At 64.7% G+C, this 12,498-nt stretch carries 13 protein-coding genes (1 of these 13 running past the window's edge); all 13 read left to right on the plus strand.

What is annotated here, in order from left to right; all coding sequences use genetic code 11:
- Window positions 1–115: the final stretch of a GspH/FimT family pseudopilin gene (locus tag ACH5N8_RS14155; protein ID WP_483281777.1), read on the plus strand. The gene continues 440 nt to the left of window position 1, outside the view; 115 of the gene's 555 nt are visible here — the last part of the coding sequence; its start codon lies off the left edge, out of view; its stop codon occupies window positions 113–115.
- Entirely contained in the window at window positions 109–534 is a 426-nt protein-coding gene (locus tag ACH5N8_RS14160; protein WP_483281778.1) for a type IV pilin protein, read from the plus strand. The genes ACH5N8_RS14155 and ACH5N8_RS14160 overlap by 7 nt, the downstream gene beginning before the upstream one ends.
- Window positions 535–663: 129 nt before the next feature.
- Complete coding sequence (gene pilV / locus ACH5N8_RS14165; RefSeq protein ID WP_483281779.1) at window positions 664–1,200, plus strand: type IV pilus modification protein PilV; 537 nt, start codon at window positions 664–666, stop codon at window positions 1,198–1,200.
- A 13-nt stretch (window positions 1,201–1,213) separates the two neighbouring features.
- On the plus strand, window positions 1,214–2,170 hold the full coding sequence (locus ACH5N8_RS14170; RefSeq protein ID WP_483281780.1) for a PilW family protein: 957 nt from the start codon (window positions 1,214–1,216) through the stop codon (window positions 2,168–2,170).
- Window positions 2,167–2,685, plus strand: a complete 519-nt coding sequence (locus ACH5N8_RS14175; protein ID WP_483281781.1) for a pilus assembly PilX family protein — start codon at window positions 2,167–2,169, stop codon at window positions 2,683–2,685. Before ACH5N8_RS14170 ends, ACH5N8_RS14175 begins: the two co-directional genes overlap by 4 nt.
- Before the next feature lie 9 nt (window positions 2,686–2,694).
- A complete protein-coding gene (locus tag ACH5N8_RS14180) occupies window positions 2,695–5,961 on the plus strand; it encodes a pilus assembly protein (protein ID WP_483281782.1) in 3,267 nt (1,088 codons plus the stop codon).
- Between the two features lie 159 nt (window positions 5,962–6,120).
- Window positions 6,121–6,882 carry a bacterial ammonia monooxygenase, subunit AmoC gene (amoC, locus tag ACH5N8_RS14185; protein ID WP_483281783.1) on the plus strand — a complete coding sequence of 254 codons (762 nt, stop codon included), beginning with the start codon at window positions 6,121–6,123 and terminating at the stop codon, window positions 6,880–6,882.
- A 193-nt stretch (window positions 6,883–7,075) separates the two neighbouring features.
- Window positions 7,076–7,630, plus strand: coding sequence for an ATP-dependent protease subunit HslV (gene hslV / locus ACH5N8_RS14190; protein ID WP_460027692.1), 555 nt, complete (start codon window positions 7,076–7,078; stop codon window positions 7,628–7,630).
- A 1-nt stretch (window position 7,631) separates the two neighbouring features.
- On the plus strand, window positions 7,632–8,960 hold the full coding sequence (gene hslU / locus ACH5N8_RS14195; RefSeq protein WP_483281784.1) for an ATP-dependent protease ATPase subunit HslU: 1,329 nt from the start codon (window positions 7,632–7,634) through the stop codon (window positions 8,958–8,960).
- Between the two features lie 12 nt (window positions 8,961–8,972).
- Window positions 8,973–9,338, plus strand: a complete 366-nt coding sequence (locus ACH5N8_RS14200; RefSeq protein ID WP_460027688.1) for a gamma-butyrobetaine hydroxylase family protein — start codon at window positions 8,973–8,975, stop codon at window positions 9,336–9,338.
- 87 nt (window positions 9,339–9,425) lie between these two features.
- Entirely contained in the window at window positions 9,426–10,178 is a 753-nt protein-coding gene (gene ubiE, locus ACH5N8_RS14205) for a bifunctional demethylmenaquinone methyltransferase/2-methoxy-6-polyprenyl-1,4-benzoquinol methylase UbiE (protein ID WP_460027687.1), read from the plus strand.
- Complete coding sequence (locus ACH5N8_RS14210; RefSeq protein WP_483281785.1) at window positions 10,175–10,840, plus strand: ubiquinone biosynthesis accessory factor UbiJ; 666 nt, start codon at window positions 10,175–10,177, stop codon at window positions 10,838–10,840. Before ubiE ends, ACH5N8_RS14210 begins: the two co-directional genes overlap by 4 nt.
- The gene (gene ubiB, locus ACH5N8_RS14215) at window positions 10,837–12,465 is read left to right on the plus strand and encodes a ubiquinone biosynthesis regulatory protein kinase UbiB (RefSeq protein ID WP_483281786.1); all 1,629 of its coding nucleotides are present in this window, start codon (window positions 10,837–10,839) and stop codon (window positions 12,463–12,465) included. The genes ACH5N8_RS14210 and ubiB overlap by 4 nt, the downstream gene beginning before the upstream one ends.
- Window positions 12,466–12,498 lie beyond the last annotated feature (33 nt).

The raw sequence follows: 12,498 nt of genomic DNA on the forward strand, positions 1-12,498 counted from the left end.
GGTGGGCAACGATACCTTCAGCATTTGCGCATCGAACCCATCCGCCACGCGGCATGGCCGCCGGGTGATCATCAACAGCACCGGGCGGATACGGACCGAGGACGCAACATGCTGAGAGCACGCCAGCGAGCGGTCGTCGCCTGCGCACCGGGGAGACCAGCAGGTTTCACCCTGATCGAGCTGATGATCACCGTGGCCATCATCGGCATTCTGGCCAGCGTCGCCTACCCCTCCTACCAGCAGTACGTCATCCGCGTCAATCGGTCCGAGGCGCAGCAATTCATGCTCGATGTCGCCAACCGCGAAGAGGAGTACCTGCTCAACAATCGCCAGTACACAAGCTCGCTCGCCGATCTGAGTCTGACTGTCCCGGCACACATCCAGTCCTTCTATAGCGGCATCACGCTCACCAAGACGGACAGTCCGCCGGCCTATACGATCACGGCTACCCCCAGGAGCGGCACGATACAGGCCAGAGATGCTGCCCTCACCCTGACCAGCCAGGGCGTCAAAACACCGGCGGACAAATGGTAGGGCGCGCGGATCTTGCCTTGACGACCAAGGGGCGACCCACCGCCCGCCCGGACGATGGCTAAAGCCGATCAGCCCGCGGTGCGCCCGACCAGCCATCGGCAAGAAGGTTTGCGGCGACAGGCCGCGCCAATGGCACCCCACTGCGCAACCTGCCCGCGCCGGCAGCGCCCCGATCGTCAGGCGGGGGTCGGGCTGATCGAGGTCCTGGTTTCCCTGCTCATCGTCGCCATCGGCCTGCTGGGGCTGGCCGCCTTGCAGGGCAAGGCCCAGAGGGCGGAGCTGGAGTCGTACCAGCGCTCGCAGGCGCTGATCCTGCTGCAAGACATGGCCGGCCGACTGCGGACCAACCGGAGCGAACGCGCCAGCTACGTGACGAGCGCGTGCGCCAGCTGCGCGGGCGGGGGTACAAGCCGTGCCGCTCAGGATCTCTGCGAATGGAGCAGCCTTTTGGCCGGTGCTGGTGAAAAACTCGACGATAAGCCCGTAGGCGCGATGATGAACGGCTGCGGCTGCATCACCGGAGCAGGCAACGACTTCGTCGTTACCGTGGTCTGGCAGGGGCTGGCAGAGATCGCCATGCCCACGTCCGCCAATGACTGCGGTGACGACATACCCAACCGCCGCATCCTCAGCGTGCCGGTTCGCTTCTTCGACCCCGGCACCTAGCGCGGGCCACGTCATGATCGGCTTCCAGCCCCGTGGCCGGCTTCAGTCTCAGCAGGGGCTCTCCCTGGTCGAGCTGATGATTTCGATGGTGCTGGGGCTGGCCATCGTGGCGGCCGTCGGCACCTTATCGGTCAATGCCCTACGCAGCTATCGAGCCCTCAGTCAAGCCAGCGAGCAGATCGAGAATGGACGCTATGCCCTGAAAATCATCCGGGATGATCTTGAGCATGCAGGGTTCTGGGGCGCGTTCAACCCCGCAAACACCAACCTTCCCGCCAGCCAGCCGGATCCCTGCACGACACCCGCCCCGCCTTTCCAGAACCTGATCGACAGCTTTCCGTTTCCTGTCACCGGAACATGCACGGCCAGCCTGACCAGCAAGGTCAATGGCACGAAGGCTCTCATCCTGCTGCGTGCCGACAGCAGGGCAACACTGCCGGCCGATGTCGGCAAACCGGAAAACGCCGGCAAAACCTACCTTCAGACCACGCCCGCAGCCTACGTCATTGGCAAAGGCGCCACGGCCGCCGCCTACAGCCTGCAAAAACCGGATGGCAGCACGGCAGACATCCGCCAGCTCCACGTCCGGATCTACTATATCCGCAGCTATTCCCAGACAGGGGACGGTATCCCCACCCTGATGCGCAAGGATCCCATCGACAGCGACACCAACGCCCAGGCACTGGTGGAAGGCATCGAAAACCTGCAAATCCAGTACGGTATCGACAGCGATCGGGATGGCTCCCCGAACAGCTACACGGCCTCGCCGGCATCGATGGCCGATTGGTCCAATGTCATCGCGGTCAAGACCTATGTGCTGGCCCGCAGCCTGGACCCCACGCCAGGGTATACCGACACCAAAAGCTACGACCTGGGCAATCTTTCCGTCACGCCCGGCGGACCCTACCATCGTCGGGCATTCAGCCAGACCATCCGGCTGATCAATGCGAGCGGCAGGCGGGAGCCATGAAAGGGAGCCGTGGACAAGCCGGCATCGCCCTGGCCGTCACGCTGTTCATGCTGGCCCTGCTGACCCTCATCGGCGTCGCGGCGATCACCGCGAGCACCAGTCACCTCCGACTCGTCGGCAACCTCCAGGCCGCCAACGAAGCCGAGATGGCACTGCGTGCCGCCATCGAGCAAAGCGTTTGCGAGAAGGCCGGCAGTGATTGCGCGCCGGTCACCTATGACTGCAAATCCCTGAGCGTCTGCGTCAACGGACGAGGCGTGAACGTGGAAATCCGACCCCGCTGCCTGGGTGCGGCGGGCGGGGACGAACAGGGCGGTTCGCTGTCGGCCCGGCAGGTGGTCGATACTTACTGGGATTTCGAAGGCACAGCCGTGGGCGACCCGCTGGGTGCCGGCATGACCGTGCATTGGGGTCTGAGAGTCCCGAAAGCCGGGCCCTGCCCCCGGCCGAATCCCTACGCCGCCGGCAATACACCCCCCACCTGCCCGGTGCCGGCCAACGTTACCTGTAACTGAGACACGACGATGAACCCGCGCATCACAGGATGGGCCGTCTTTTCCTGGCTGTTGCTCTCGGCCGCGACCGGGCGAGCGGAGGATATCGACCTGTTCAAGGGGGGGGGCGCACAGGATCCCTCGCCACCGAATGTGCTGATCTTCCTCGACAACACCTCGAACTGGTCAGCCAACAACCAGGCCTGGAGCAAGACCTCGGTCTCGGCCAAGTGCAACAACGACGCCACCTGCCTGAACTACGTCAACCAGATCTTCGGCAACGACACGAAGCTGACCCAGGGCCAGGTGGAAGTCGCCGCCATCAAGCTGGTGCTGAACGAACTGGTCTGCAACGCCTCGACGCCAACCCGGCTGAATGTCGGATTGATGCTGCTCAAGCCCGCCAAGGGCACCTATGCCAACAATGCTGGCACCAGCATCAACAACTCGGGCGTCACCGGCTTTGTGCGTCGTGCCGTCACGTCGCTGAATGCCAGTCGCTGCCCAACGCTGCTTGGCGACCTCGACACCCTGTTCGGCAACATCACCAGTTCGGACTTCAAGGCGGACGCCAGCGCCAACTATGGCGGCGCCCTCTTCGAAGCCTTCAAATACTATGGTGGCCATGCCAACCCCAGTGGCACATCGACGGGCACGGCGGGTACACCGGTCGGCCATGTCGGCTATGGCGCGCTGCGCTTCGGCACGCCCATCGCCATCGAGGAGACGCTGGCCTTCACCGACCCCGACACCAGACTCAGCTACCGCAGCCCCATCACCTCGCCGACCGCGAACACCTGCGGTGGCAAGAACTACGTCCTGCTGGTGGGCAACGGCTACCCCAACGCCGACGATACCAGTCTGCTGAGCGGGCTCGGCTACAGCTACCTCGCGGCACAGTTCCCGCTGGCCGCCAGTGGACGCATCAGCGATGTCTGGGCCCGGTTCCTGGCCACCACGGACGTCAGCCCCATCAGCGGGCAACAGACGGTTCAGACCTATGTCATGAACATCTACAATGCCAGTCCGGATCCTGACCAGACCACCCTCCTGAAGTCGATCGCGCGCAACGGCAACGGTACCTATTACGAAATCGGCGGCAACCTGGGCGGCCTGATCGATTCGTTCCGCAATTTCTTCATCTCCATCAATGCCGCCAACCAGGCGTTCGCACCGGCCACCCTGCCCACGGGGCTTTCCGCCGGCGGACTGGACCTGAATCAGGTCTATCTCGGGATGTTCCGACCGGACAAGAATCCCCGCTGGTTCGGCAACCTCAAGCTGTATCAGCTGGCCCTGTACGGAACGAACGACAACGGAACGCCGGACAATGCCGGCGATGACCGGCCCAACCTGTACCTGACCGACAGCAGCAACCAGACGCCGCCGCGGAAGGTCCAGAGCGGCACCGGCTTCCTGGCGGACGACGCCGTCAGTTTCTGGACGCAACCCTCGACCTTCTGGAATTTCCGCTGCGGCCCAAGCAGTTCCACCGGCGATCCCCTGTTGTGCGGTACGCCAATCTCGGGTTCGGATGCACCGGATGGCGCCGTGGTGGAAAAAGGCGGCGCGGGACAGAAACTGCGCCTGGAATTCACGGCGGACGCCTCGAACTCGAACCGCAAGCTCTACACGGACAGCAACGGCAGCCTGATCACCGTCACCAGCGGCAATGTGACGGCCGGCCAGCTGGGCGTCAGCACAAGCAGCGAGCGCGACAACCTGGTGAACTGGTACCGGGGCGTCGACAATATCGGCGAGAACCCGTCCACCAGCAACGGCCCCCGCCCGTCCCTCACCGGAGATGTCCTGCACTCGGAACCGGTTGCCGTGAACTATGGCAATGCCGGCGGTGGCTGCTCGGGGGCCGCCACGGGCGACATCGTGGTGTTCTATGCCGGCAACGACGGCCTGCTGCGCGCGCTGAACGGCGGCACGACCGGAGGTACCGAACTCTGGGCTTACATCCCGTCCGATTTCCTTGCCAGCATCAAACGTCTGCGCGACAACGCCCCGGCCGTCACCTTTCCCGCACCGGTCCCGGCCGGCGCCTTCAACAGACCCTATCGGATCGATGGCAATCTGAGCGTCTATGCCCCCGATGCCAACGGCGACTGCGTGCCGGACAAGGTCTGGCTGTTCGTCAGCCTGCGCCGCGGGGGGCGCTTCATCGCCGCGCTGGACGTAGCCGACCGCAACAGCCCCCGGCTAATCTGGAAGCGCGCCAACACCGATGCCGGCTTCAGCGAACTGGGACAGACCTGGTCGAAGCTGAAGCCCATCATGCTGAAGCCGGCGGCAGCGGGGGGGGCCGACAGGCTGGCCCTGATCTTCGGCGCCGGCTATGACCCGAATGCCGAAGACCGCCCGTTCGATACCGGCGCCGGCAGCTATGGCAACCCGGTCAGCGGCAGCCGCAACATGGGGCGCGGGGTGTTCGTCGTCACACTCGGCGCCAGCGGTCAGATCGACAGCACCAGATTCTTCAGCGGCAGCAACTACAGCTTCCCCTCGGATATCGCCGTCGTCACCGACATCAACACCGGATATGCCGAGCGGGCCTATGTCGGCGATACCGGCGGCAACCTCTGGCGCATCAGCTTCAAGGACCCGACCACCTCGGCCATCACGGGGGATGCCAACCTGTGGTCGATGATTCAGATCGCCTCGCTGGGCGGTACGGGCAATCATGCGCGGAAATTCCTCTATCCGCCGGATGTGGCCCGCTGCGGCAACCAGGATGTCATCCTGATCGGCTCCGGCAATCGGGAGGAGCCTTTCGACCGGCTGATCGCCAACCGTTTCTATCAGGTGCAGGATGTCGCCACGGGCATCGTCACCACCAGCGAGCTGACCGATGTCACGACCGTGGGCACCGCCCCGAACCCCGACCAGAAAGGCTGGTACATCAATCTGGCCACCGGCGAGAAGACCGTCGGCAGTGCGGTCACGCAGTCGGGCACCACCTACTTCCCCACCCACGAGGCCGCCAGCAACGCTGGCGGCGAGTGCAACACCTCGCTGGGCACCGCGCGGCTCTATGGCATCAGCTGCGCTACCGGGGGACCGTCGGTCTATGCGCCCGATGCCTCGGGTCAGGCAACCTCGCGCTACGAGGTGATACCGGGCGGCGGTTTCCCGCCCTCGCCGACCACGACCGTGGTCAGGCTCACGGACAGCAAGACGGGCGAAACCAAGACGGTCGAGGCGGTACTGTCGGGCTCCCACGTGGGCGGCGGCAAGCAGGTGGCCACCCACCGGCGTTTCACCTACTGGTACCGGGAAGGGCTCGACTAGCCGCCAGGCGGCGACATGTCGCGACTCCCTCCGCACCGCGGCAAGTTTTCCGGCAAACCGGCGGAACCTTCACCCCTGCCATCCTGTCCTAGCGCGCGTTGCCGGTTAAACTAACCGCGCAACATCAACAAGCAACAACCAAGCGTTTTGGAGGTCAACATGGCTGCAATCAGTGCAGGCAACATCGCCGCGGCGGACAAGCCGCTGCTCGACAAGAAGTGGCTCGCCTTTGCTTTCGGCGTCTACTTCGTTTTCTACATGTGGGTACGCTGGTATGAAGGCGTGTACGGCTGGTCCGCTGGCCTGGACTCCTTCGCACCGGAGTTCGAGACCTACTGGATGAACTTCCTGTACACCGAAATCGTACTGGAAGTGGTCACCGCCTCCATCCTGTGGGGCTACATCTGGAAGACCCGCGACCGCAACCTGGCCGCGGTCGAGCCGCGTGAAGAACTGCGTCGCAACATGACCCACCTGATCTGGCTGTTCGCCTATGCGAATGCCATCTACTGGGGTGCCTCGTACTTCACCGAGCAGGACGGCACCTGGCACCAGACGATCGTGCGCGACACCGACTTCACCCCGTCGCACATCATCGAGTTCTACCTGAGCTACCCGATCTACATCATCACCGGCTTTGGCGCCTTCCTGTACGCCAAGACCCGTCTGCCCTTCTTCGCGGACGGTCTGTCGCTGCCGTACCTGGTGACTGTCGTCGGTCCGTTCATGATTCTGCCGAACGTCGGCCTGAACGAGTGGGGTCACACCTTCTGGTTCATGGAAGAGCTGTTCGTCGCCCCGCTGCACTACGGCTTTGTCTTCTTCGGCTGGCTGGCGCTGGCCATCGCAGGCGTCCTGCTGCAAGTTTTCGCAAGCTTCGGCAAGCTGATCGGCCGCGACCTGTGCCCCGATATCGCCTGATCCCGGGACTCAGCCCCACGACCCGGATCGCCCCCGGGTAGCAATGAAACCCTCGCCGAGTCCTCGGCGGGGGTTTTTTGCAGGACGGAGCCGAACCGATAGGATCGGCCCCGGCATGACCCGGACGACATCCGGCGGCGCCACCCCCTATGCGGTACAATCGCCGACTTCCTTTCTTGAGCGAGTCTATTGCGTGGACAGTTTTCACGGCACAACCATCGTCTCGATCCGGCGAGGCAACCGGGTGGTGATCGGCGGCGATGGCCAAGTAACCATGGGCAACACGGTGATGAAAGGCAACGCGCGCAAAGTGCGACGCCTCTATCATGGGCGTGTGCTGGCCGGATTTGCCGGGGCCACAGCGGATGCCTTCACCCTGTTCGAGCGTTTCGAAGGCGAGCTGGAAAAACAGCGCGGCAACCTGACCCGCGCCGCGGTGGAACTGGTCAAGGACTGGCGCACCAATCGCATGCTGCAACGGCTGGAGGCTCTGCTGGCCGTCGCCGATGAAAAGGCCTCGCTGATCATTTCCGGCAACGGCGACGTGATCGAACCCGAACAGGGCCTGATCGCCATCGGCTCGGGCGGCGCCTTCGCCCAGTCCGCGGCCCGTGCGCTGCTGGAAAACACCGAACTCGGTGCACGCGACATCGTCGAGAAGTCACTGCACATCGCCGCCGACATCTGCATCTATACCAACCGCAACCTCACCATCGAAGAGCTGGAACTGCCAGTGGAGTCGACCTGACATGACGGCCATGACGCCCCGGGAAATCGTTCAGGAGCTGGACAAACACATCATCGGCCAGACCGATGCCAAGCGGGCGGTCGCCATCGCCCTGCGCAACCGCTGGCGCCGCGCACAGGTCGCGCCCGGCTTGCGTGAGGAGATCACCCCCAAGAACATCCTTATGATCGGCCCGACCGGCGTCGGCAAGACCGAGATCGCACGGCGGCTGGCGCGACTGGCCCATGCCCCGTTCATCAAGGTGGAAGCCACCAAGTTCACCGAGGTCGGCTACGTCGGCCGCGACGTGGAATCCATCGTCCGCGACCTGATCGATGCCGCCATCAAGATGACCCGTCAGGCCGACATCGAACGCGTCCAGGCCCGCGCCGAAAAAGCCGCCGAGGAACGTGTGCTCGATGCCCTCCTGCCGGGCGTGGGCGGCTGGTCCGGGGAAGAGAGTGAAGGCGAGGCCTCGCCGACGCGTCAGAAATTCCGTCAGAAGCTGCGCCTTGGCGAACTCGATGACAAGGACATCGAGATCGAGATGAGCGCCACCCAGGTCGGCGTCGAGATCATGGCCCCGCCGGGCATGGAAGAGATGAGCAGCCAGTTGCAGAATCTGTTCCAGAACCTGCACACCGGCAAGACCAAGACCCGCAAGCTGAAGGTGAAGGATGCCCTGAGGGCCCTGCAGGAGGAAGAAGCCGACAAGATGATCAACGACGAGGACGTCAAGCTGCGCGCCATCGAGGCCGTGGAGCAGAACGGCATCGTCTTCATCGACGAGATCGACAAGATCTGCAAGCGCGGCGAACACGGCGGTCCCGATGTCTCCCGCGAGGGGGTGCAGCGCGACCTGCTGCCCCTGGTCGAGGGCTGCACCGTCAGCACCAAGCACGGCATGGTCAAGACCGACCATATCCTCTTCATCGCCTCCGGCGCCTTTCACCTGTCGAAGCCATCCGACCTGATCCCGGAGATGCAGGGCCGCTTCCCCATCCGGGTGGAGCTGAACGCGCTGTCGGCCGCCGATTTCGTCCGTATCCTGACGGAACCGGACGCCTCGCTGACCGAACAGTACGCCGCGCTGCTGAAGACCGAGGGCGTGGCGCTGAGCTTCACCGCCGACGGCATCGCCCGCATCGCCGAAATCAGTTGGGAAGTGAACGAGCGCACCGAGAACATCGGCGCCCGCCGCCTGCACACGGTGCTGGAACGCCTGCTGGAGGCGATCTCCTTCGAGGCACCCGAGCATACCGGCCAGACGGTGACCGTGGATGCGACCTATGTCGAGCGCCAACTCGGCGAAGTGGCCCAGGACGAGGATCTCAGCCGCTATATCCTGTAACGCCGACCCGCCATGAGCGTCGTAACCCCGACCCAGATCATCCTGCACCAGCAGTCGAAAGTGCTGGAGATTCACTATGACGACGGTCGTCGCGACGAACTGTCGTTCGAGTTCCTGCGGGTACACTCGCCATCGGCGGAAGTCCGCGGGCATGGCCCGGGACAGGAGGTCCTGCAGATCGGCAAGCAGGATGTGACCATCACCGACGTCCGTCCGGTGGGCAACTACGGCATCTGTCCCACCTTCAGCGACGGGCACAATACCGGCATCTACACCTGGGACTATCTGTACGGGCTCGGCTCGAACCGCGACCAGCTCTGGCGCGACTATCTGCAACGCCTGGAGCAGGCCGGCCACCACCGCAGCCCGCATGCATAGGTCCGCAATCAGAACGTCAGTCGCAGCACCGGGCTCCGCGACACCGGTTCCCGGGCCTCGCCCATCGCAACGACTTCGAGAAAACCCATGACCGACACCGACTCCACCACCCATTTTGGTTTCCGCCAGGTACCCGAAGGCGAAAAGGCCCGACTGGTCAGATCCGTGTTCGACTCGGTGGCCGGCAAGTACGACCTGATGAACGACCTGATGTCGCTCGGCATCCATCGCATCTGGAAGCGGATCGCCCTGCAGCTCAGTCATGTCCGGTATGGCGAGCAGGTGCTGGATCTGGCTGGCGGCACCGGCGACATGACCGCGCTGTTCCGCGAGAGAGTCGGCGACCGGGGCGGCGTCGTGCTGTCGGACATCAATGCCGAGATGCTGACTCGCGGCCGCGACCGCCTGATCGACGAGGGCGTGACCAGCGGCGTCGCCTTCGCCCAGATCGACGCCGAGAAATTGCCCTTTCCCGACAACACCTTCGACTGCGTCTGCATCGCCTTCGGCCTGCGCAACGTCACCCACAAGGAAGAGGCGCTGAAATCCATGCGCCGGGTGCTGAAGCCCGGCGGGCGCGTCATCGTCCTGGAATTCTCCGAGGTGCAGGGTGCCCTGCTCAAGAAAACCTACGATCTCTACTCCTTCAAGCTGTTGCCGCTGATGGGCCGGCTGGTCGCCAAGGACGAGGACAGCTACCGCTATCTGGCCGAATCCATCCGCATGCACCCGAATCAGGAAACCCTGAAGCAGATGATGCAGGGCGCCGGCTTCGAACGCTGCGAGTACTTCAACCTCACCCATGGCGTGGTCGCCATTCACCGGGGCTACAAACTTTGAGCACGGCCGGCCATCCCTGGCTGGCGGCCAGCCTCACCGAGAGCCTGCGTCGACTACTCCGCCAGCATCTGGACGCCTCCGCCACAGGCCGCGAGGCCCTGCAACCCCTGGCTGGCCAGGTAGTGGCCCTGCGGCTGGAGCCCTTCGGCCGCACCCTCTACCTGTGCGCCACCCATGAGGAATTGCAAATCCTGACCGAGCTCAGCAACGAACCGGACGTCACCCTCGCCGGCAATCTGGCGGCCTTCGCCCGGTCCGGCCTCGCCAGCAATGGCGCCGCTCTGGCCGCCAGCGGCATCAGCTTGCAGGGCGATGCCGAAACGGCCCGTCGCTTCCAGGCGCTGTGCCAGGCGCTCAAGATCGACTGGGCGGGCTTCCTGTCACGCTTTTTCGGCAACCGGCTGGCCGACGGCCTGCTGGGCATGGTGGATGCGGGGCAGCGCTGGACCCGCGCTTCGCTGCAAGCGCTGGAGACCGATGTCGGCGAATACCTGCGCGAGGAAACCCGCTGGCTGCCCGACCGCTCGGAAGTCGATGCGCTGCTGACCGAGGTGGATACCCTGCGGGCAGACAAGGATCGCCTGAGCGCCCGCATCGAGCGGCTGGAGGCCGCCGCCCGGACATCGTCGCCCGCCGGCCCGCCCACTGCCAAGGCGTCGTGATTCGCCCCGCCACACTCCAGCGGTTGCACCACATCCGCCAGGTGCTGCTGCGTCATGGGCTGGATCGGCTGCTCGACATCGAGCAGTTCTCCGGGCCTCTGCGACTGCTGCTGAAATTCGGCGCGCATGCGCCGGCCGCTCCGGCCGACCCGCCGCGTGGCGCCAGCATCCGGGGCGCCCTGGAGGATCTTGGGCCGATCTTCATCAAATTCGGCCAGACCCTGTCCACCCGCCGCGATCTGCTGCCGGACGATATCGCCGAGGAACTGGTCAAGCTTCAGGACCGGGTGCCGCCGTTCCCGGGCCGCGAGGCCAAGGCCATCGTCGAACGCTCGCTGGGCCAGCCGGTCACGGCCTTGTTTGCCGAATTCGATGAGTCGCCGCTGGCCTCGGCCTCGGTGGCCCAGGTGCATGCGGCCCGCCTGCGCACGGGTGACGCCGTGGTGGTGAAGGTGCTGCGCCCCGGCATCGAGGCGCGCATCCGCACCGATCTGGCCCTGCTGCACGAACTGGCCCGGCTGGCAGACCGCTTCTGGACCGGCGCCCAGCGGCTGCGACCGATCGAGGTGGTAGCGGAATTCGAGAAAACCATTCTCGACGAGCTGGATCTGGTGCGGGAAGCCGCCAATGCCGCGGAAATCCGCCGGCGCTTCGAGGGCTCGGAAATGCTCTACATCCCCAGGGTGTACTTCGACCATACCCGGCGCGATGTCATGGTCATGGAACGGATTTCCGGCATTCCGATCGGCGATGTCGAGCAGCTCCGCCGCGATGGGGTGGATCTCAAGCTGCTGGCCGAGCGTGGCGTCGAAATCTTTTTCACCCAGGTGCTGCGCGACAGCCTGTTCCATGCCGACATGCACCCGGGCAATATCTTCGCCACCCGCGACGCCCGTTACATCGCCGTGGATTTCGGCATCATCGGCAGCATTTCCCAGGAAGACAAGCACTACATCGCCGAGAATTTCCGCGCCTTCTTCAACCGCGACTACCGGCGGGTCGCGGAAATGCACATCGAATCCGGCTGGGTTCCGAAGGACACGCGGGCGGCCGAATTCGAGGCCGCGATCCGCGCCGTATGCGAGCCGATCTTCCAGAAACCGCTCAAGGACATCTCCTACGGCCACCTCCTGTTGCGCCTGTTCCAGGTCGCGCGACGCTTCGACATGCAGGTGCAGCCGCAACTGGTGCTGCTGCAGAAGACCCTGCTCAATATCGAAGGACTGGGCCGCGACCTCTATCCGGAACTGGATCTCTGGCAGACGGCCAAGCCGTTCCTGGAACGCTGGTTCAGGGACGAACTGGGTCCAGCCGCCAATCTCGCCAAGCTGAAGGCGGAGCTGCCGCTCTGGGCCAGCCACTGGCCCGACATGCCGATGCTGGTGCATCGCGCCCTCAGCGACGCCGCCCACGGCAAACTGACCGTCAACGCCCGCTCGCCCGAGCTGGAATCCCTGCGCCACGAACTGCGGCGCAACCGGCAGCAAACCCGACTCGGCCTTACCGGCGGCGCGCTGTTCATCGGCGGCTCGGTGCTGCTGGCCGGCGGTGTCGCGCCCACACTCGCCGGCCTAGCGGTTCTCGCGGGCGCGGGCCTCCTGGCATCTGCCTGGCTGCGAGCCTGAGCGCCCGCCCGGCAACCGGCGGCTCGCAGCCGG

Source organism: Methyloparacoccus sp. NF-16 (assembly GCF_056880625.1).